21 protein-coding genes are annotated in these 20,042 nt (G+C 64.8%); 4 read left to right on the top strand and 17 right to left on the bottom strand.

What is annotated here, in order from left to right; translation table 11 throughout:
* Positions 1 to 55: 55 nt before the first annotated feature.
* Complete coding sequence (locus tag BUB23_RS05895; protein ID WP_073102136.1) at positions 56 to 1,630, top strand: S41 family peptidase; 1,575 nt, start codon at positions 56 to 58, stop codon at positions 1,628 to 1,630.
* Positions 1,630 to 2,424 carry a HesA/MoeB/ThiF family protein gene (locus BUB23_RS05890; RefSeq protein WP_073102135.1) on the top strand — a complete coding sequence of 265 codons (795 nt, stop codon included), beginning with the start codon at positions 1,630 to 1,632 and terminating at the stop codon, positions 2,422 to 2,424. The genes BUB23_RS05895 and BUB23_RS05890 overlap by 1 nt, the downstream gene beginning before the upstream one ends.
* Here BUB23_RS05890 and BUB23_RS05885 read toward each other — a convergent pair.
* The 6 genes from BUB23_RS05885 to BUB23_RS05860 form a co-directional block, all read right to left on the bottom strand.
* Positions 2,339 to 3,115, bottom strand: coding sequence for a pyrimidine 5'-nucleotidase (locus BUB23_RS05885; protein WP_084135789.1), 777 nt, complete (start codon positions 3,113 to 3,115; stop codon positions 2,339 to 2,341). The genes BUB23_RS05890 and BUB23_RS05885 overlap by 86 nt on opposite strands.
* 5 nt (positions 3,116 to 3,120) lie before the next feature.
* Complete coding sequence (gene argB / locus BUB23_RS05880; protein WP_073102134.1) at positions 3,121 to 4,020, bottom strand: acetylglutamate kinase; 900 nt, start codon at positions 4,018 to 4,020, stop codon at positions 3,121 to 3,123.
* 15 nt (positions 4,021 to 4,035) lie between these two features.
* Positions 4,036 to 4,527 (bottom strand): peroxiredoxin family protein, encoded by a 492-nt coding sequence (locus BUB23_RS05875; RefSeq protein WP_073102133.1) that lies wholly within the window; start codon positions 4,525 to 4,527, stop codon positions 4,036 to 4,038.
* 67 nt (positions 4,528 to 4,594) lie between these two features.
* Complete coding sequence (locus BUB23_RS05870; RefSeq protein WP_073102132.1) at positions 4,595 to 5,299, bottom strand: BON domain-containing protein; 705 nt, start codon at positions 5,297 to 5,299, stop codon at positions 4,595 to 4,597.
* Complete coding sequence (locus BUB23_RS05865; protein WP_073102211.1) at positions 5,299 to 5,892, bottom strand: phosphoheptose isomerase; 594 nt, start codon at positions 5,890 to 5,892, stop codon at positions 5,299 to 5,301. Before BUB23_RS05865 ends, BUB23_RS05870 begins: the two co-directional genes overlap by 1 nt.
* A gap of 70 nt (positions 5,893 to 5,962) precedes the next feature.
* Positions 5,963 to 6,454: a YraN family protein gene (locus BUB23_RS05860; protein WP_073102131.1), complete on the bottom strand. Its 492-nt coding sequence runs from the start codon at positions 6,452 to 6,454 to the stop codon at positions 5,963 to 5,965.
* Between the two features lie 37 nt (positions 6,455 to 6,491).
* On the opposite strand from BUB23_RS05860, the gene rsmI reads away from it, so the two are divergent.
* The gene (gene rsmI / locus BUB23_RS05855; protein ID WP_073102130.1) at positions 6,492 to 7,433 is read left to right on the top strand and encodes a 16S rRNA (cytidine(1402)-2'-O)-methyltransferase; all 942 of its coding nucleotides are present in this window, start codon (positions 6,492 to 6,494) and stop codon (positions 7,431 to 7,433) included.
* Here rsmI and BUB23_RS05850 read toward each other — a convergent pair.
* From BUB23_RS05850 to BUB23_RS05805, 10 genes are all read right to left on the bottom strand, one after another.
* Positions 7,425 to 8,507, bottom strand: a complete 1,083-nt coding sequence (locus tag BUB23_RS05850; RefSeq protein WP_073102129.1) for a septal ring lytic transglycosylase RlpA family protein — start codon at positions 8,505 to 8,507, stop codon at positions 7,425 to 7,427. The two genes, rsmI and BUB23_RS05850, sit on opposite strands and share 9 nt — an antisense overlap.
* Positions 8,504 to 9,379, bottom strand: coding sequence for an RNase adapter RapZ (rapZ, locus tag BUB23_RS05845; protein ID WP_073102128.1), 876 nt, complete (start codon positions 9,377 to 9,379; stop codon positions 8,504 to 8,506). Before rapZ ends, BUB23_RS05850 begins: the two co-directional genes overlap by 4 nt.
* A 103-nt stretch (positions 9,380 to 9,482) precedes the next feature.
* On the bottom strand, positions 9,483 to 10,412 hold the full coding sequence (hprK, locus tag BUB23_RS05840; RefSeq protein ID WP_073102127.1) for an HPr(Ser) kinase/phosphatase: 930 nt from the start codon (positions 10,410 to 10,412) through the stop codon (positions 9,483 to 9,485).
* 15 nt (positions 10,413 to 10,427) lie between these two features.
* Entirely contained in the window at positions 10,428 to 10,883 is a 456-nt protein-coding gene (locus BUB23_RS05835; protein WP_073102126.1) for a PTS sugar transporter subunit IIA, read from the bottom strand.
* A 163-nt stretch (positions 10,884 to 11,046) separates the two neighbouring features.
* The gene (gene hpf, locus BUB23_RS05830; protein WP_073102125.1) at positions 11,047 to 11,376 is read right to left on the bottom strand and encodes a ribosome hibernation-promoting factor, HPF/YfiA family; all 330 of its coding nucleotides are present in this window, start codon (positions 11,374 to 11,376) and stop codon (positions 11,047 to 11,049) included.
* Between the two features lie 145 nt (positions 11,377 to 11,521).
* Positions 11,522 to 12,316 (bottom strand): LPS export ABC transporter ATP-binding protein, encoded by a 795-nt coding sequence (gene lptB, locus BUB23_RS05825; protein WP_073102124.1) that lies wholly within the window; start codon positions 12,314 to 12,316, stop codon positions 11,522 to 11,524.
* Positions 12,317 to 12,373: 57 nt separating this feature from the next.
* Positions 12,374 to 13,048 carry a lipopolysaccharide transport periplasmic protein LptA gene (lptA, locus tag BUB23_RS05820; RefSeq protein ID WP_073102123.1) on the bottom strand — a complete coding sequence of 225 codons (675 nt, stop codon included), beginning with the start codon at positions 13,046 to 13,048 and terminating at the stop codon, positions 12,374 to 12,376.
* Positions 13,045 to 13,668, bottom strand: coding sequence for an LPS export ABC transporter periplasmic protein LptC (gene lptC, locus BUB23_RS05815; RefSeq protein ID WP_073102122.1), 624 nt, complete (start codon positions 13,666 to 13,668; stop codon positions 13,045 to 13,047). Before lptC ends, lptA begins: the two co-directional genes overlap by 4 nt.
* A 4-nt stretch (positions 13,669 to 13,672) precedes the next feature.
* Positions 13,673 to 14,272 carry a KdsC family phosphatase gene (locus BUB23_RS05810; RefSeq protein ID WP_073102121.1) on the bottom strand — a complete coding sequence of 200 codons (600 nt, stop codon included), beginning with the start codon at positions 14,270 to 14,272 and terminating at the stop codon, positions 13,673 to 13,675.
* Between the two features lie 15 nt (positions 14,273 to 14,287).
* Complete coding sequence (locus tag BUB23_RS05805) at positions 14,288 to 15,277, bottom strand: KpsF/GutQ family sugar-phosphate isomerase (protein WP_073102120.1); 990 nt, start codon at positions 15,275 to 15,277, stop codon at positions 14,288 to 14,290.
* Positions 15,278 to 15,465: 188 nt separating this feature from the next.
* Between BUB23_RS05805 and BUB23_RS05800 the strand changes: the two genes are divergently transcribed.
* A complete protein-coding gene (locus BUB23_RS05800) occupies positions 15,466 to 16,017 on the top strand; it encodes an adenine phosphoribosyltransferase (RefSeq protein ID WP_073102119.1) in 552 nt (183 codons plus the stop codon).
* Between the two features lie 19 nt (positions 16,018 to 16,036).
* Here the strand turns inward: BUB23_RS05800 and BUB23_RS05795 are convergent, their stop codons facing one another.
* Entirely contained in the window at positions 16,037 to 19,981 is a 3,945-nt protein-coding gene (locus BUB23_RS05795) for a DUF3683 domain-containing protein (protein WP_073102118.1), read from the bottom strand.
* Positions 19,982 to 20,042 lie beyond the last annotated feature (61 nt).

Here is a 20,042-nt window from a genome sequence, read left to right as displayed (position 1 = left end):
GCCTAACGCCATCCGCGCGCGTATGGCAAAATTGAATTTAATTTCGGGAATGTGCATGAGCACTCGCAGGTTTGGCGGTTTCGGTTTGGTGATGGCAGGCGCACTGGGCGGCGTATTGATAAGCCTGGGGATATCGGCGGCCGCGCAGCGCGGCGAGCCCTTGCCCCTCAAGGAACTGCAGCAGTTCGCCAATGTCTTTGCGGCCATCAAAAGCAGCTACGTCGAGCCCGTAGGCGACGAGCAGCTGATCAATGACGCCATCAAGGGCATGTTCAGCGATCTGGATCCACATTCCACCTACCTGGACGCCGACGCGTTCAAGGAAATGGAAGCCATTACGCAGGGCGGCTTCGGCGGGCTGGGCATAGAGATCGGCAGCGAAGAGGGCATGCCCAAGGTCATCTCGCCCATCGAAGACACCCCGGCGGCGCGCGCGGGCATCCTGGCCGGCGACATCATCACGCATATCGACGGCAAGCCAACCAAGGGCATGGCGCTCAACGACGCCATCAAGCTGATGCGCGGCGAGCCCAAAACGCCTATTGTGCTGACCATAGCCCGCCAGGGCCGCGACAAGCCCCTGGTCGTCCACATCGTGCGCGACCTGATCAAGGTGCGCAGCGTGCGCAGCAAAATGCTCGACAACAACATCGCCTACGTGCGCATAGCCCAGTTCCAGGAACGCACCGCGTCCGACCTGGCCACGCAGCTTACCGCGCTGGGCGCCAAAGCGCCTCCCAAGGCGCTGATCCTCGATTTGCGCAACGACCCGGGCGGCCTGCTCGACAGCGCCATAGGCGTGTCCTCGGCATTCCTCAAGCCCGATGTCCTGGTGGTCTCGACCAAGGGCCGCGTGCCCTCGTCCAACCGCGAATACTTCGCCAAGCCGTCCGACTACACGCGCAGCTATGCCAATGGCGGCAACGGTTCGCCCGATCAACTGTCGGGCATCGCCGGCTGGAGCAAAACGGTTCCCATGGTGGTGCTGGTGAATGTGGGCTCGGCCTCGGCCTCCGAAATCGTGGCGGGCGCCTTGCAGGATCACAAGCGCGCCAAGATCATCGGCAACCGCACCTTCGGCAAGGGCTCGGTGCAAAGCGTGCTGCCGCTCAGCGAAGACACCGGCATCAAACTGACCACGGCGCGCTACTACACGCCCGCGGGCCGCTCCATCCAGGTGACGGGGGTCGATCCGGACATCGCGGTCGATGATACCGCCCAGGGCAATCTGTTCCGCCTGCCGCGCGAGGTCGACCTGCAGCGGCATCTGGTCAACGCCGCGCTGGTCGAGGACGGCGCCGGCAGCGCCGACAGCAAGGATGACAAGATCGAGCCGAAAATGTTCGAGTTCGGCGGCGCCGACGACTATCAACTGAAGCAGGCCGTCAACTTCCTGGAAGGCCGGCCCGTCAAGAAAACCGACCCCAGCCTGGCGGTCAAGGCCGACAAGCCCGCCGCCAAAGCCGCGCTGCCCGGCGGCAAGGCCGTGCCGCCCGAGATCAAGGGCGCGCCGCCCGCCAGCAAGGCCGCGCCAGCGTCCGAAACGGAAAAAAAAAGCCCGTTGAATCCGAATGAACCCAAAACCGAGCGCTATCGGCTCACGCCGGAAGGGCTGATCAAGACGCCGTGATGGACGACCAGCAACTGCTGCGCTATGCGCGGCATATCCTGCTCGACGAATTCGGCATCGAGGCGCAGGAGCGCCTGCTGGCGGCCCGGGTCCTGATCGTCGGGGCCGGCGGGCTGGGGTCGCCGGCCGCCTTCTATCTGGCCTCCTCGGGGGTAGGGCATATCGTGCTGGCCGACGACGACGAGGTCGAACTCGGCAATCTGCAGCGGCAAATCCTGCACACCACTGATCGCATAGGCTGGGCCAAGGCCGAGTCGGGCCGGCATATGCTGGCGCAATTGAACCCCGAGGCGCGGGTCCAGGCGCTGGTTCGCCGCCTGGACGGCGAGGCGCTGGCCGAACAGGTGGCCCGGGCCGACCTGGTGCTGGATTGCTGCGACAATTTCGTCACCCGCCATGCCGTCAACCGCGCCTGCGTCGCGCAGCGCAAGCCGCTGGTGTCGGGCGCGGCCATACGCTTCGCCGGGCAGGTGAGCGTTTTCGACCTGCGCCTGGACGACGCGCCCTGCTACCACTGCCTGTTCCCGGAGGCCGACGACGTCGAGGAGCTGCGTTGCGCCACGACAGGGGTGCTGGCGCCGCTGGTGGGCATCGTGGGCAGCATGCAGGCGGCCGAGGCCATCAAGGTGCTGGCGGGCATAGGCGAGCCCCTGGTGGGCCGCATGCTGTGCCTGGACGCCCTGACCATGCAATGGAATACGGTGCGTTTTACCCGCGACCCGGCTTGCCCGGTGTGCGGCGGCCGCGATGGCCAAGGCCATGGCGGCCCGACAGCAGCTTGCCTACCGAATTGACGCGCACGTCGACATAATGGCAGCGGCCGTTATTCAGCGATGTAAAAGGCGTGCCCGGATGGAAAATATGCACGGTGCGCATGCCGGCCTGGCGCGCGCTCTTCAGGTTGCGCAGGGTGTCTTCCACCAGCACGACTTGGCTGGCCGGCACCCGCAGGCGGGCCAACACCTGCTTCATGAGCGCGGCCGAGGGCTTGGGGCGCATCTGCCCCTGTAGCGTCATGTGGTCTATGGCCCAGAGCCCCTCGAAATGATGCAGGATGCCCAGCGTCTTGAGGACTTCGCGCGCGTATTTGAGCGGCGCGTTGGTCAGCAGGATCTTGCGGCCCCGCAGCAGCTGCAGCTTGCGCCCCAGGCCGTTCTCGGAATGGACCAGCGGGGCCACTTCGAAGCCGTGGCTCAGTTCCAGGAAGGCATTGGCGTCCACGCCGTGGTGGCGCACCATGCCTATCACCGTGGCGCCGTAGCGCTTCCAGTAGGTCTGGCGCAGCGCATTGGCCGCGTCCATGTCGATGTCCAGCGTGGTGGCCACGGCGCCCGCCATCGCGCCGTCTATGGCCTTGAATATGGCCTTGGAACAATCGTGCAGGGTGTTGTCCAGGTCGAACAGCCACACGGTTTGCTCCAGCCCCGCCAGCCCCGCGAGGCGCCGCGGACGGTGCGAGGCGAGGGTGGTGCGCAAGGGCCGCATGGCCGTCAGTGCGAACTGATCATGGTGCCGACGCCACGGTCCGTGAGGATTTCCAGCAACAGGCAATGCGGCACGCGGCCGTCCACGATGTGCACCGAGGTGACGCCATTGCGCGCGGCGTCCAGCGCCGATGAGATCTTGGGCAGCATGCCGCCGGATATCGTGCCGTCTTCGAAGAGCTCGTCTATGGTTTGCGCCGACAGCTTGCGCAGCAGTTCGCCGTTTTTGTCCAGCACGCCGGGGGTGTTGGTCATCATGACGAGTTTTTCGGCGCCGAGCACTTCGGCCATTTTCCCGGCCACCAGGTCGGCGTTGATGTTGTAGGCGGTGCCGTCCTCGCCATAGCCGATGGAGGAAATGACCGGAATGAACTGGTCGTCCTGCAGCGCCTTGACGACGGCCGGCTCGATGCGGGTGATGTCGCCCACATAGCCGATGTCCAGCCACTGGCCGGGGTGGTCCTTGTCGGCCAGCATTTTCTTCTGGGCCTGGATCAGGCAGCCGTCCTTGCCGGTAAGGCCCACCGCTTTGCCGCCGGCCTCGTTGATCATCATGACGATGTCCTGCTGGACCTGGCCGCCCAGCACCCATTCAACCACTTCCATGGTTTCGGCGTCGGTTACCCGCATGCCTTGCAGGAAGGTGCCTTCCTTGCCTATGCGCTTGAGCGCCGCGTTGATTTGCGGGCCGCCGCCGTGCACCACCACGGGGTTCAGGCCCACCAGCTTGAGCAGCACGACATCGTGGGCGAAGCTGCGCTGCAGTTCTTCTTCGATCATGGCGTTGCCGCCGTATTTGATGACCACGGTCTTGCCGTGGAACCGGCGTATATACGGCAAGGCTTCCGACAGTACGTCCGCCTTGACGGTAGAGGAATGGGTTGTGGAGTCGCTGGAAGTGGTCATGTCCATTTTCAAGGTTTATCCCAGCGCCTTGTTCACGGTGCTGAGGAACGCGGTTTTGTCGTAATTGCCAAGGTAGCGCTTGATGATGTGGCCGTCCTTGTCGATGAGGAAGGCGGTGGGGGTGAGCTGGACGTCGCCGAAGGCCTTGGCGATGTCGCCCTGCGCGTCGATGGCGACGGTAAACGGCAGCTTGCGCGTGTCGGCGTAGTTCTTGACGTAATTGGGCGGGTCGTACTGCATGGCCACGGCTATGGTTTCAAAGCCCCTGGGCGACAGGTCTCTGTAGTTCTGGATGGTGTCGGGCATCTGCGCGATACAGGTGACGCAGCTGGTGGCCCAGAACTTGACCAGCACCACCTTGCCGCGCAGGTCCTTGGTGGTGATTTTCTGCCCGGTCAGGGAGGTGAAGGTAACGTCGGGCGCCGTCTTGGCCGCGCCCGCGAATTGCCAGATGCCGGCCCCTGCGAGGGCCAGCGCGACAACGATGCCTGTGAGAACTTTTTTCATTGCGACCTGCTGGTATGGCCGGCGCTCTGGACCGGACCGGTGACGACTAAGCCTGAAAAATGCCTTTTCATTGCACGGGCATGGTTTCTACGCCGCCAGAGCTCGCGGGCGCCGCAGCGGGGCTGCCGGAACCGGCGTCTTCGATGGGCGCCGGAACCTTCGGCGGGTTGAGGCTGGCCGCCGGGACGATCTGGAACAATTTTACTACTTTGTTGATGCCGCTCACGCCGGATGTGGCGGTGCCGGCCATCTGGCCTTCGTCGGCGGTGACCTTGCCCAGCAGGTAGACAATGCCGCGCTCGGTGGTGACGACGATGGTGCGGCTGGGCACGCCCTTGGTGTTGATCAGGGTGCTCCTGACCTTGGAGGTCAGCCAGGTGTCGTTGGTGCGCACGTTCAGGGGCGTGAGCGCGCCGACGCGAAGTTCGTTGACGACTTTCTTGACTTTCTCGACCTGCCTGGCGATGCTTTCGGCGCGCTGCTTGTCCTGTTCGGTGGGGACGTCGCCGGTCAGCAGCACCAGCCCGGCATAAGACGTGGCGTTGACGCGGCCCTTGTCATCGGCGAACAGCTTGCGCATTTCGCTGCCCACTTTGAGTTCGATGGCCTGGTCTTCGACCTGTTCGCCGGCCGTGCGGCGGTCGGTGGCGACGGTTGCCGTGGTGGCGGCCGTGCCGCCCACCACCAGCAGGCCGCAGCCGGCCAGGGAAAGCGCGCCGGCAAGGGCCAGGCCGGCGAGCAGGATGCGTTGCGCGCGTTGTCGTGTAGGCATTACAGCGTGTCTCCCAGTAGCAGTGCGTCGATGCCGTCGCACAGGGCGTGCAGCAGGACGATGTGCACTTCTTGTATGCGCATGGTCCGGTCTTGCGGGACGCACAGGTGAATATCCGTGTCCTGCAGGATTTCGGTGATTTTCCCGCCGCCTTTGCCGGTCAGCGCGATCACCGCCATTTCCCGGTCGTGGGCCGCCTCGATGGCGCGGATGACATTGGCCGAGTTGCCGCTGGTCGATATGGCGACCAGCACATCGCCGGGCTGCCCCAGGGCGGTGACCTGCCTTTCGAAGATGGCGTCGAAGCCGTAGTCGTTGCCGACGGCGGTGAGGATGGAAGTGTCGGTGTTGAGCGCCACGCCGCCCAGCGGCAGGCGGTCGCGCTCGAACCGGCCAACGAGCTCGGCGATGAAGTGCTGGGCGTCGGCGGCGGATCCGCCGTTGCCGCAAGCCAGTATCTTCCCGTTGTTGGCCAGCGACCCGAAGACCAGGTCGACGGCCGCCGACAGGGGCTCGGCCAGTTCGCGCGAACTGGTTTTGAGGGCATCGATCGCATCATTGAAATGCGAAGTCATGTGAGAGGTCATGTCCATGCCGGCAATTATCTCATGTTCGAATGAAAATGATGTCAACGGAGGTAACCTGGCGCAGCCGGCCGCGGCTTCATTCCCTGAAAGCGTCCTTGATCCAGGCCAGGCCTTGCGGCTCCACGGTGATGATGTCGAACCGGCAGGGGGGCGTCGCCCCGCCAAAATAGCGCCGCTTCAGGCCAGGCAGGAAATATTGCGCGGTCCTGATCAGCCGGCCTTGCTTGCCGCGGTTTACACTGGCGGCGGCGCCCCCGTATCGCCGCGAGCGCCGCTGGCGGACTTCGATGAACGCCAGGACGCCGCTGTCGGCGGCCACCAGGTCGATTTCGCCGGTTCTGCCGCGCAGATTGCGGGCCAGTATGATCAGGCCGCGCGCCTGCAGATAGCGCCGCGCGTGTTCTTCGGCGCGCCTGCCCGCCCGCTGGGCGGCGGACGGCGCCGCCGGTTCGCGCGCCGCCGCCCCGCGCTCGCGGGGAGCGGCCCGGGCCTTGCGGCGGCGCTTGCGCGCGGCGAGCCCTTGCGCGGCTCTTGCGGTTTCGTACAGCCTTTGGTCGTCCTCGGCCATGGTTCTCACCCTTACCTTGAAGGCTTGATTGCGTAGTATGAGTGAAACGCCCGACTTTTCAGACATCCCGGCGACATGGAAACGTCTCACCGAGCGTGTCGACGCCCAGCACTGGCCGGCCGCGACCTTGTACGTGGTGGCCACCCCCATAGGCAACCTGGGCGATCTGAGCCTGCGCGCCTGGCAGACGCTGGCCCGTTGCGACGTGATTGCCGCCGAGGACACCCGCGCCAGCCGCCCCCTGCTGGATGCCTGGGGGGTGGCCACGCCGCTGATAGCCGCCCACCGCCACAACGAAGCCGAGGCGGCGCAAGCGATCGTGGAGCGCCTGTCGCGCGGCGAACGGGTGGCGCTGGTGTCCGACGCCGGCGCTCCCGCCGTCAGCGACCCGGGCGCGCGCATAGTACGGGCGGCCCGCGCCGCCGGCTATGGCGTGGTCGCCATCCCCGGCGCCAGCGCGGTGATCGCGGCGCTGATGGCCAGCGGCGTCACGTCCGATGAAAACCCCGCTTTCGTATTCGCCGGCTTCATGCCCGCCAAGGCCGGCGCCCGCCAGAAGTGGCTGCAGCGCTGGTGCGCGCTGCCCGCGCCCATCGTGATGTTCGAGTCGCCGCATCGATTGGCCGCCGCCGTCAAGGATATGCTGCAGGTCTGCGGCCCGGCGCGCAGGCTGACCATAGCGCGCGAACTGACCAAGCGCTTCGAGCAGGTGGCCACCATGCCGCTGGGCGGCGCGGCGGCATGGCTGGCCGAAGATCCGCACCGCGGCCAGGGCGAGTTCGTCCTGATCGTGCACCAGGCCGAGGATGCCCGCGCCGACGAAGACATCGACGCGTCGAGTTCGGTATTGCTGGATGCCTTGCTGGAGACGCTGTCAGTGCGCGATGCGGCGCGCGTGGCGGCCAAGGTCACCGGATTGCCGCGCGATACCTTGTATGCCCTGGCGCTGGCGCGCCAGAACCCCGAGGCCTCAGCGTAGCGCTACGGCGGGCTGCAGCCCTGTCGCTTCCTGGATGCGCAGGGCGGCATTGACGGCGGCCGTGCGCGAGGGGTAGGGGCCTATCCGCACCCGGTACAGGCGGCTGCTGTTGTCCACCTGGGCCGGGCGGCTTTCGACGTGGGCGATCTGCCGGTTGAGCTTCTGCGCCAGCCCGTCGGCCGTCTGCACGACGCTGAAGGCGCCGAACTGAAGGTAGATCTGTCCCGGCGAGGCGGGCTCCCGTGATACTTGCTCTTGTGATGCTTGCGCCTGCCAGCTGCGCGGCTGCGGGACCGGCCCGGGCGGCGCGCTGCCGGCGGCGGCCGCGCTGGCCAGTTGCGGGCGGGCATCGAAGGCCCCGTCTTGCAGCACCTCCAGGGCATCGGGCGTGGCGGGGGCCGCCGCGGGCGGGGATGCGGCCCGGGCCGAGCGCACGATCTGCAAAGGCGGCGTTTCGGGGGCGGGAGCGGGTTCCAGGGGCGCCGCCTTGGGATTGCCATAGCGGTTGGCGCGGATGTCTTCGTTGGTGATGGCTTCGACGATGACCTGGCCGCTGCCGGGCCCCACCAGCCCGAGCTTGGCCGCCGCGACATAAGACAGGTCTATGATGCGCGAGCTGTGAAATGGGCCGCGGTCATTGATGCGCACGATGACCGATTTGCCGCTGCCGGCGTGGGTGACGCGCGCATAGCTGGGAATGGGCAGGGTGGGATGGGCGGCCGACATGGCGTACATGTCGTAGGTCTCGCCGTTGGCGGTCTTCTTGCCGTGGAATTTGCGGCCGTACCACGAGGCGGTGCCCTGCTGCCGATATGGCTTTTCGTCGCTGACGGGCTCATAGCGCTTGCCGAATACGAAATAAGGCCGGAAATTGGAAGGAGAGTGGGATTCCATGCGCGGAACGGCGTCGGGGATGGCGTCGATGTCGGGCGGTATGTTGGAGCCGGGCCCGTCGTCCAGATAGTAGCCTCCGCCGCCCCGTCCGCCGCCTGCTTTATGCGTGGTGGAGCAGCCTGCCAGAATGGCCAGGCCCAGGCATAAGAGGGCGGTGATCAGTATGCGGGGCTGGATCATGGCATGTCGGGCGGCGGGGGCTGGTTTCGGTGCCTTATCAAGAGGGGGGAATGGTCGGCGAAGCGCCGGGCAAGCTGCTCGGTGACATAAACCGAGCGGTGCTTGCCGCCGGTGCAGCCTATGGCCACGGTAAGGTAATTGCGCGTGTCCTGCATATAAAGGGGCAGCCAGCGCCGGATGAAGCCGGCAATGTCTTCAATCATGGTTTCCACGCTGCCGAATTGCGCCAGCCATTTGGCTACGGGTTCGTCCCGCCCCGTCAAGGGGCGCAAGGCGCGGTCGTAATGGGGATTGGGCAGACAGCGTACGTCGAAAACCAGGTCGGCGTCGCCCGGAACGCCGCGCTTGTAGGCGAACGATTCGAAGGTCAGCACCACGGGCGCCCGGTCGGCCTGGACCAGGTCGCGCACCCAGGCGCGCAACTGCCCGGGGGTCAGGTCGGAGGTGTCGATGACGTGCTCCTGCTCGCGCAGCGGCGCCAGGAGTTCGCGCTCGGTGTCTATGCATTCCTGCAAGGACGGCGATTTGCCGCCTTTCTGCAGGCGGTCGGTCAGGGGATGGCGGCGGCGCGATTCGGAATAGCGCTGTTGCAGGGTGTGGTCGTTGGCGTCCAGGAAAATGACCCGGAACGGGGTTCCCATGGCGCGCAGGCTGGTGATGACGTCCGGCAGCTCGGCCAGTTCGCCGGGGGAGCGCACGTCAATGGCGACGGCGACGCGTTCCAGGCCGCTCTCGCGCGTGCTGGCGATGAATTCGTGCAGGAAGCGCACCGGCAGGTTGTCGACGCAGGTGTAGCCGGCGTCTTCCAGCAGGCGCAGGGCGACCGACTTGCCGGAGCCGGAGATACCCGTGATAAGGACAATGTTCAGCATGACGATGGGGTTTTCCACGTTACAAGGATGCAATGAGAATCTTGCATCCCTTGAATTCTAAAGGATGGCCGCGCGTCGTTGCGTGCGTGTACTGCGTCGGGCGTCACTCCCGGCGGCTGCTCTCCATGATGGCCAGGGCCTGCCGTTCGATGAATTCGCCCATGGTGTCGATGCCGCGCAGCGCGAGAATGGTATTGCGCACGGCCGCCTCGACCAGCACGGCCAGGTTGCGGCCGGCGGCCACCTGCAGCATGACGCGGCGTATGGGTATGCCCAGGATGTCTTCGGTCTGGTCCTGCACCGGCAAGCGCTCGAAGGCGTCGGGCGTGGAGCGGATCAGGTGCACCAGCAGCTTGAGCTTCATTTTGCGGCGCACCGATGTTTCGCCGAAAATGGTGCGGATATCCAGCAGCCCCAGGCCGCGCACTTCGAGCAGGTTCTGCAGTAAAGCGGGGCAGTGGCCCTCGATCATGTTGGGCGCGGTGCGCGATAATTCGACGGCGTCGTCGGCCACCAGCCCGTGGCCGCGGGAAATCAGTTCGAGCGCCAATTCGCTTTTGCCCAGGCCGGATTCGCCGGTGATCAGCACTCCCACGCCGAGCACATCCATGAATACGCCATGGACGGTGGTCTTGGGCGCCAGCCGCTTGCCCAGGTAGATGCGCAGCAAATCGATCAGCTGGGCGGCGTCTATGGGCGTGGAAAGCAGGGGAATCTGCTGCTGATTGCAGAAATCGCGCAGATCGTCGGGCGCGGCCATGCCTTCGGCGATGAGGATGGCGGGCACGCCCCCCGTGACCAGGTCCTCGAGGTGGTGCACCCGGCGCTTGACTTCGAAACGGGTGTAGTACGAGAGTTCTTCGGCGCCGAATACCTGGATGCGGGATGGGTGGATGAGATTCAGGTGGCCGACCAGGTCGGCGCCCGACATGCCTACGTCGGGAATGAGCCGCTTGGCCGAGTCCGCCCCGGCGATCCAGGTGAACGGGATCTTGTCGGCGTTGTCACTGACGAGTTCATGGATGGTGAGCATGGCGATGGCCCTCGGTCAGGCCGGCGAGGTGGTCAGGAGCCGGTGCACGGCGGCCGGATCGGTCTCGGTGGATAGTGTCTGGCGCAGCTTGGGGTCGGACATGAGCTTGGCGATTTCGGCCAGCAGGTCCAGGTGGGTCTGGGTGGCGGTTTCGGGAACCAGCAAGATGAACAGCAGGCTGGCCATGCGGCCGTCGGTGGCGTCGAAGCGCACCGGGTCGGCCAGCCGGATGAAGGCGGCACAGGGTTCTTTCAGGTCCTTGATGCGGCCATGCGGCACCGCCACATGGTGGCCGAGCGCGGTGGAACCCAGCCGTTCGCGGGCGATGAGGCTCTGAAAAACTGCCGTGCGGGCTATTCCGTGGTGGTTTTCGAAAAGCAGACCGGCTTGTTCGAAGGCTCGTTTTTTGCTGGTGGCGGCCAGATCGAGCACGACATTCGACAGCGGCAGGATACGCGACATTAAGTTCATAGTGGACATTATATGGGCTTGGCCGCCGCGATACAAAAGCGGGATAAACCAAGGCCCCAATCACTGGACGGCGATTGAGGCCAGAATGCCAGGTTTTGCGCGGCGCTAGCCATGAGAAGCGCGGCGGGGCCGGCTCGGGAGCGGGCAAAACTGGAGGCGAGTGTTATTCCACGGCAGGGAGTTCTTGCCGCTTAACAGGCTCGTGGGCGTGATCTTGAACCTTGGATTTGTACTTGATGACTTGCCGATCGATTTTGTCGGCCAGCAGATCGATGGCCGCGTAGAGGTTTTCGTCGGTGGCTGCGCAGTGGATGTCCTTGCCACGCAGACGCATGGTGATTTCGGCAGTGTGTTTAAGGCGCTCGATCGAGAGTATGGCTTGGGTGTCTATCACGTTATCAAAATGTCGCGAAACACGCGCCAGTTTGTTCATTACATATTCGCGGATAGCGGGAGTGACTTCTAGATGACGACCAGTAATACTCAGGTTCATATGTGCTCTCCTTGCAAAAATTAAGAGTGCGCGGCATGCGCGGTCAGGATGGCGGTGTTCTCCTTGTAATGCGTTGGTAATGATTCCAGTGTATAGATTATGCAAAGTAAATCAAGTGCGCCGGAAGGCGTTTGGAAAATGCCCTCTACATCTTGAAGTTCTTGCCCAGGTAGACCTTGCGCACGGCTTCGTTGTCGATGATTTCGCTGGGGTGGCCGTTGGTCAGCACCTTGCCTTCGCTGATGATATAAGCGCGGTCGCATATGCCCAGGGTTTCGCGCACATTGTGGTCGGTGATCAGCACGCCGATATTGCGGTTTTTCAGGAAATGCACGATGCGCTGGATTTCGATGACGGCGATCGGATCCACGCCGGCAAAAGGCTCGTCAAGCAGGATGAAACGGGGGTGGGTGGCCAGGGCGCGGGCGATCTCCACCCGGCGGCGTTCGCCGCCCGACAGGGAAATGGCGGTGTTGCGGCGTATATGCCCGATCTGCAGTTCGTCGATCAGCGATTCCAGGTGCTCGCCGATAAGGGCCGAGGTCAGGGGCCGGCCGGCGTCGTCCAGCTGCAGCTCGAGCACGGCGCGTATGTTTTCCTCGACCGTCAGGCGCCGGAACACGGAAGCGTCCTGCGGCAGATAGGACAGCCCCATGCGCGCGCGCTTGTGCATGGGCATGCTGGTAATGGGCGTGCCGTCGATTTCGATGCGGCCGGCGTCGGTGGGGATGATGCCCACTATCATATAGAAGCTGGTGGTCTTGCCTGCGCCATTGGGGCCCAGCAGGCCCACGACTTCGCCGCTGTCGACCGACAGGGATACATCCTGCACGACCGTGCGCTTGCCGTAGGTTTTACGCAAGCCCGTGGCATGCAGGCTGCCGTGGGTGGCGCTGGGGGAGCGGCTTCCACCTGTGGCCGGCTTGTGGGAAGAAAACATAAAGGGCTACTTTCAGGAAACGGGTAAGGCAAAGGGGGCCAGGAGAGCGGGGGCGGGCTATTTGCGCGGCGCCGATTTCCGCTGGCATTCGGCGATCGCGGCATCGGCCTTAGCCTGGGGCCTGGCCAGCGAGCGCACGCGCCCCCCGGCGGCGGCCGAATCCGGGCCGCCGTAGGCTTCATAGGTGCCGTTCTTCTGGTGGTAGATGACGCGCTGGCCCTTGACGTTGTCAAAGGGTTTGCCGCAGATGTAGCGGGTGATGACGGCCCGGCCTATCATTTCCATGGTTTCCGCCTTGCCGTCGTATTCGGCGCGCACGCCTTGCGCCTCGAGAACCTCGAATTTCTCGGGGTTTTCTTCGCGGATCACGACCAGTTTGCCGGGCGCGACCGTGGCGGTGCCGTACTGAAAGCCCTCGGCGTCCTCGCGCATGGCCAGTTTGTCGGAATGCAGCGTCATCAGGCCGCGCGTCATGATGACATTGCCGGTGAAGACGCTTTCCTTTTTGATATCGTCGTAGTTGAGGGTGTCGGACAGGACCAGCGTGTCCGGTTCTTCCGCCGGGGCGGCCGCGCCGCCCGGGGCTTTCGCGCCGCCTTGCGCCGCCGCCGCGCCGCTTGCGGCGGACGGCTGTTGCTGGGAGGGCGCCTGGGCGTGAACCGCGCCGGCCGCACAGAGCAATACCGACGTTATCAGCCAGGCGGTGAAAGATAGGGGTCGCTTCAGATTCATGGTTTTTTTTCTGTCTTGTCAGGTTTGGCGGATTTGCCTGGCTTGGAGTCTTGACCAGAGATTTTTACGTCGGTAGCTGAAAACACTTGCAACTGGCGCGTATTGTTATCGTAACGCATGCCTTTGCCATTCATGGTGGAATTGCCGTTGACCACCAGCGCCGGCATGTCGGTGAACACCACGTTGTCGTCGGGCATGACGGTGAGCTGCTCGCTGGTGACGTCGAGCGCCGGCCTGTCCTGGTCGGGCACGCGGTGCACCCGGGCATTGCCGCTCATGACGACGCGGGAGCCGTTCTGGTCCATGATGGCCTTGTCCGAAGTGCCTATGGTGATCGGGGAATTCGGCTGCTGCCCTATGGCCTTGGGCTTGGTGATTTCGTAGGAGTCATTGTCGGGGTAGTGCTGCATGTGCCTGCCTTCCAGGCGATTGATGGCGACGCCGGCGATGTCGGTGCGCACCATGACGAAATCGCTGGCCCAGGAATCGGGCTCGTGCGTGATGCGGCGCGGCGGATCGACGAGTATGGCGCGCTGCGCATAGTCGGCCGCCCACCAGGTCCCCATGACCAGGGATAGCAGCAGCACTATGGCGATAAGGGCGGGAGCGCGTTCTTTCATGGGCTTATTGGACGGCGCCGCTCATGAGCAGGGCATTGGGGGCGAAGAAAGCGCTGAGGCGGCCCTGCGCGGCCAGGATCAGGTCGCAGCATTCGCGCACGGCGCCCGAGCCGCCGGGCTTGGAGGACACCCAGTGCGCTACCTGCGACACATAGGCGGGCGCATTGGGCACGCTGGCGGCGAAGCCCACGCGCTGCAGCGCGGCCAGGTCGATGATGTCGTCGCCCATATAGCCGACTTCGCTCAAGGGGCAGCCTTGTTCCTGCGCCAGGGCGATGATGGCCTGCGCCTTGTCGCGTATCCCCTGCTGGACCAGGGCGATGCCCAGCTCGGCCGCCCGGCGCGCCAGGATGGGGCCTTCGCGGCCGGTGATCAAGGCGACGACAATGCCGCTTTCGCGCATCAGGCGCAGGCCGTGGCCGTCCAGCGCGTTGAAGCGTTTCATCAGTTCGCCGTTTTCGCCGTACCACAGGCAGCCGTCGGTCAGCACGCCGTCGACATCGAAGGCCATGACGCGCACCTGGCGCGCGCGTTCGAGCACCGCTGGCGCGATTTTTGCCAGGATCAGGGCTTCGGCGGGATGGGAAATGCTGGGAAGTTTCATGTCGGCGGATTGGTTTCAGATGACCTTGGCGGCAAGCAGGTCGTGCATATGTAAAGCCCCTAATAATAGCCCGGTATCGTCGACCACGAGCATCTGGTTCAAACGGCCCGCGTCCATCAGCGTGGCGGCTTCGACGGCCAGCGCGCCGGGCGGCACGGTCTTGGGATGGCGGCTCATGCCATCGTCCACCGCAAGCGCGCGGATATCGCCGTGGCGGGCTATCAGCCGGCGCAGGTCGCCATCGGTGAATATGCCGACGGGCAGGCCCTGTCCGTCGACCACGATGGCCATGCCCATGCCTTTGGCGGACATTTCCACCAGCGCCTCCGGCACTTTGGTGCCGGCCTGCACGATGGGCAGGGCGCCGCCCTGGCGCATGACATCGCGCACGAAGGTCAGCAGGCGGCGGCCCAGCGCGCCGCCGGGATGCGACCGGGCGAAATCCTCGCGGCTGAAGCCGCGCGCTTCCAGGCAGGCCACCGCTAGCGCGTCGCCCAGCACCAGGGCCGCGGTGGTGCTGGCGGTAGGCGCCAGGTTCAGGGGGCAGGCTTCCTGCTCGACCTGGGCATTCAAGTGCAGGTCGGCATTGCGCGCCAGTTCCGAGCCGGGATGGCCGGTGACGGAAATCAGGCGGGCGCCCATACGTCTAACGACCGACAATATGGTCAGAAGTTCATGCCCCGCGCCGGAATACGAGATGGCGAGCACGATGTCCTGGCGGGTAAGCATGCCCAGATCGCCGTGTATGGCTTCGGCGCCGTGCATGAAGAATGCCGGCGTGCCGGTAGAGGCCAGCGTGGCGGCGATTTTCTTGGCGATATGGCCGGACTTGCCGATGCCGGTGACGACGACCCGCCCCTGGCAGCCCAGGAGCATGGCCGCGGCTTGCTCGAACGAGCCGTCCAGGCTGGCGTCCAGCGCTTGCAGCGCGGCGATCTCGGTCTTGAAGGTGCGATGGGCGGAGGCCAGCATTTCGCCCGGGGCGGGGGTGGGTGTATTTTCCATGCGATGATTTTAAACGCACGAATGGTTTCGTGGTTTATTTGTAACTGAGCGGATTGTGTAAAGCGGCCCAAGGGCTGGCCGCGTATAGTTACGGATTGCCCGGGCAGGAAGCCGCCGCCTGTGCGATCCTGGGCCGGCCCGGGCAATTTCTCCCTTTTTCTCCGCTGTTTTCAGTTTTGGCGATTTACATGCATATTGATCCTGCCGTCTACGTTCGCAACACGATTCGTAGCGTTCCCGATTGGCCCAGGCCTGGCGTGACTTTCCGCGATATTACCCCGGTGCTGCAAGACCCGCGTTCTTTTCGCGTGCTGATCGATTTATTTGTATACCGGTATATGCGGCAAAGGCTGGACCTGGTGGCCGGGGTCGACGCCCGCGGTTTTATTCTGGGGTCGGTGCTGGCCTACGAATTGAATCTCGGTTTCGTGCCTGTGCGCAAGAAGGGCAAGCTGCCGTTCCGGACCGTGGCGGAGGAATATTCGCTGGAATACGGCAACGCCACGGTGGAGATGCATACGGATTCGGTGCGCCCCGGGCAGCGCGTGCTGCTGATCGACGATTTGATCGCGACGGGCGGCACCATGGTCGCGGCGTCCAAGCTGCTGCAGCGGCTGGGCGCGAACGTGGTGGAGGCGGCGGCCATCATCGACCTGCCTGAGCTGGGCGGCTCGCAGGCCCTCAGGGAAACAGGCCTGGATATCTATACGGTGTGCAGCTTCAGCGAAAGCGCGCCCTGAGGGCGCGCTTTTCGCCGCATCAAACCAGCACGCGCTCTATGCCTCCCGCGTTGGCGTCGCGCACATAGTCCTGCATCCAGTCGGGGCCCAATATATGGCGGGCCATTTCGACGACGATGTAGTCGGCGTCCATGCCGGTATCGCCTTCGAAGCGCGACAGGCCCTGCAGGCATGAGGGACAGGAGGTCAGTATCTTGACCTCGCCGTCGAAGCCGTCCGAACGTATCGCGGCCGTGTTCTTGGCCAGTTCCTCTTCCTTGCGAAAGCGTATCTGGGTGGAAATGTCGGGGCGCGACACCGCCAGGGTGCCCGATTCCCCGCAGCAACGGTCCGTCTTGATGGCGCTGTCGCCCACCAGCGCCTTGACCGTCTTCATGGGTTCCTGCAGCTTCATGGGGGTGTGGCAAGGGTCGTGGTACATATAGCGCACGCCTTGGACGCCCTGGATCTGGATGCCTTTTTCCAGCAGGTATTCATGAATGTCGATCAGCCGGCAGCCGGGGAAGATTTTTTCGAACTCGTATCCCGCCAGCTGGTCGTAGCAGGTGCCGCAACTGACCACTACCGTCTTGATGTCCAGGTAGTTCAGCGTGGTGGCCATGCGATGGAACAGCACGCGGTTGTCGGTGATGATTTTCTCGGCCTTGTCGGTCATGCCGTTGCCGCGCTGGGGATAGCCGCAGCACAGGTAGCCGGGCGGCAGGACGGTTTGCACTCCTGCATGCCACAGCATGGCCTGGGTCGCCAGGCCCACCTGCGAAAACAGCCGCTCCGACCCGCAGCCCGGGAAGTAGAACACGGCCTCGGTCTCGGGCGTGGTGGCGGCCGGGTTGCGGATGATGGGCACGTAGTCGGCGTCTTCGATGTCCAGCAGCTTGCGCGCGGTCTGCTTGGGAAGGTTGCCGGGCATTTTCTTGTTGATGAAGTGGATGACCTGCTCGCGCATGGGCGCCTTGCCCAGGGTCGCGGGAGGCGCGGCCACCTGCTTGCGCGCGGCGCCGGCGAGGAAGTCGTGGGCGATGCGCTGCGCCTTGTAGCCGACGTCCATCATGGCCTTGCGGGTGGCCTTGATGACGCGGGGGTCCTTGGCATTGAGGAAAAACATGGCCGCCGTCGTGCCGGCGTTGAACGACTTCTTGCCCATGCCGCGCAGCAGCGCGCGCATTTCCATGGATACGTCGCCAAAGTCGATATCCACCGGACAGGGGTTGTAGCACTTGTGGCAGACGGTGCAATGGTCGGCGACGTCCTCGAATTCTTCCCAGTGCTTGAGGCTGACGCCGCGCCGGGTCTGCTCTTCGTACAGGAAGGCCTCGATCAGCAGCGAGGTGGCCAGGATCTTGTTGCGCGGCGAATACAGCAGGTTGGCGCGCGGCACGTGGGTGGCGCACACCGGCTTGCATTTGCCGCAGCGCAGGCAGTCCTTGATGGCGTTGGAGATGGAGCCGATTTCGCTGCGCTGCATGATCAGCGATTCATGTCCCAGCAGGTTGAAGCTGGGCGTCCAGGCATGGCGCAGGTCGGCGCCGGGCATCAGCTTGCCCTTGTTGAAGCGCCCGTCCGGGTCGATGCGCTGCTTGTAGTCCTGGAAGGGCTGGAGCTCTTCCTGCGTCAGGAACTCGTATTTGGTCAGGCCTATGCCGTGTTCGCCCGAGATCACGCCGTCCAGGTCGCGGGCGATCTGCATGATGCGCGCGACCGCCTCGTTGGCTTCGCGCAGCATTTCGTAGTCGTCCGAGTTGACCGGGATATTGGTGTGGACGTTGCCGTCGCCGGCGTGCATGTGCAGGGCCACGAAGACGCGCCCTTTGAGCACGCGGTCGTGTATCGCCTGGATTTCGGCCAGCACGGCGGCGCAGTCGGCTCCGGCGAAATGGCGCTCCATCAGGGCGCGCACTTCGGCCTTCCAGGAAACCCGTATGGTGTGGTCCTGGACCACATCGAACACCCGCGCATGAGCCTGTTCGGCCAGGCGTTGCGCCAGGGCCGCCGACAGCGCGCCGTCCAGGCCCAGGCCGTCGACGGTGCCCAGGCTCGGGGCGAGCGGAGCGTCGAGGTTTTCCAGCAGCCAGGTCCAGCGCCGGCGCACGGCCCGCAGGGCCTGCAGGGCATCCCGGGTGCGCTCGGCTAGCACTTCCTCGCGGGTGTGCTCGGCGTCGTCGTGGTCCTCGGATTTTCCGACAGGCAGGTCGCCGCCGAGGAAGTCTTCCAGCTTGTCCAGCAGGCGCAGCTTGTTGCGCGTGGAAAGCTCGATATTGATGCGTTCGATGTGATCGGTGTATTCGCCCATGCGGTTCAAGGGGATGACCACATCCTCGTTGATCTTGAACGCATTGGTATGGCGGGCGATGGCGGCGGTGCGCGAGCGGTCCAGCCAGAATTTCTTGCGGGCTTCGGGGCTGACCGCGACAAAGCCTTCGCCATGGCGGGTGTTGGCGATGCGCACCACTTCGCTGGCCGCCACGGCCACCGCATCGGCGTCGTCGCCGACGATGTCGCCGATGAGCACCATCTTGGGCAGGCCGCCGCGCTTGCTCTTGGTGGCGTAGCCGACGGCGCGCAGATAGCGTTCGTCCAGGTGTTCGAGGCCGGCGAGGATCGCGCCGCGTTCGCGGCCCGGGCCGTCGAGGTAATCCTTGACCTCGACGATGGACGGCACGGCGTCACGCGCCTGCCCGAAGAATTCCATGCAGACCGTGCGCGTGTGGGCCGGCATGCGGTGCAGGATCCAGCGCGCCGAGGTGATGAGGCCGTCGCAGCCTTCTTTCTGCACGCCGGGCAGGCCGGCCAGGAATTTGTCGGTGACGTCCTTGCCCAGGCCGGCCTTGCGAAAGCGCGAGCCGTCGATGACCAGGATTTCGCTGCGCAGGGGCCGCGCGCCGGGCAGGCCCTTGCCGTCGGACCAGCGCAGCTCGAAGCGCGCCTGGGCCGCATCGTGGATCTTGCCCAGGTTGTGGTCCAGGCGGGTGACGTCCAGCCAGTTGCCGTCGGGATCGACCATGCGCCATCCGGCCAGGTTGTCCAGCGCGGTGCCCCAGAGCACGGCTTTCTTGCCGCCGGCGTTCATGGCGACATTGCCGCCCGCACAGGAGGCGTCGGCCGAGGTCGGGTCCACCGCGAATACGTAGCCGGCCGCTTCGGCGGCCTCGGCGATGCGCCGGGTCACCACGCCCGCGCCGGTATGTATGGTGCGCACGGGCTCGGCCACGCCGGGCAGCGGCGTGATTTCCACGGCGCCCAGGGTGTCGAGCTTTTCGGTGTTGATGACGGCGCAGCGCCAGGTCAGGGGGATGGCGCCGCCGGTATAGCCCGTGCCGCCTCCGCGCGGGATGATGGTCAGCTCGAGTTCGATACAGGCGCGCACCAGGGCGGCCATTTCGTTTTCCGTGTCGGGTGTCAGGACGACGAAGGGGTATTCGACGCGCCAGTCGGTGGCGTCGGTGACGTGCGATACGCGCGACAGGCCGTCGAATTTGACGTTGTCCTTGGCGGTGATGCGCGACAGGGTGCGCACGATTTTCTTGCGCAGCTCGCGGGTCCGGCTGAATTCGTGCTCGAATTCGGCCACCGCCCTGCGCGCGGCCTCGAGCAGGCGCGCCACCTTGCCGTCGCGCGCGGCCGCGCTGCTGTCGCGCCGGTTGTCGATTTCGCCGAGCCGGTGATTGAGCGCCTGGATGAGCAGTTGCTGGCGCTTGGGGTTGTCCAGCAGATCGTCGAGCAGGTAGGGGTTGCGCCGCACCACCCAGATGTCGCCCAGCACTTCGAACAGCATGCGCGCCGATCGCCCGGTGCGGCGCTCGCCGCGCAGCTCGGAGAGCATTTGCCACGCTTCCTGCCCCAACAGGCGCAAAACGATTTCGCGGTCGGAATAAGACGTGTAGTTATAGGGAATTTCGCGCAAGCGTGGCGTAGCGGCGAGCGGAGCCTTGGCGGCAAGCAGATGACTGGCTAGGGGGGCGTTCATGTCTTGGAAAAAGGAGGGCCCTTAAAGACCTAGTGTAAGGGAGAATGGGGAGTTTAATCCA

It is taken from the genome of Pollutimonas bauzanensis, assembly GCF_900129885.1.
Lineage (GTDB): Bacteria > Pseudomonadota > Gammaproteobacteria > Burkholderiales > Burkholderiaceae_B > Pollutimonas > Pollutimonas bauzanensis.
This window is presented reverse-complemented; position numbering and strand designations above follow the sequence as displayed.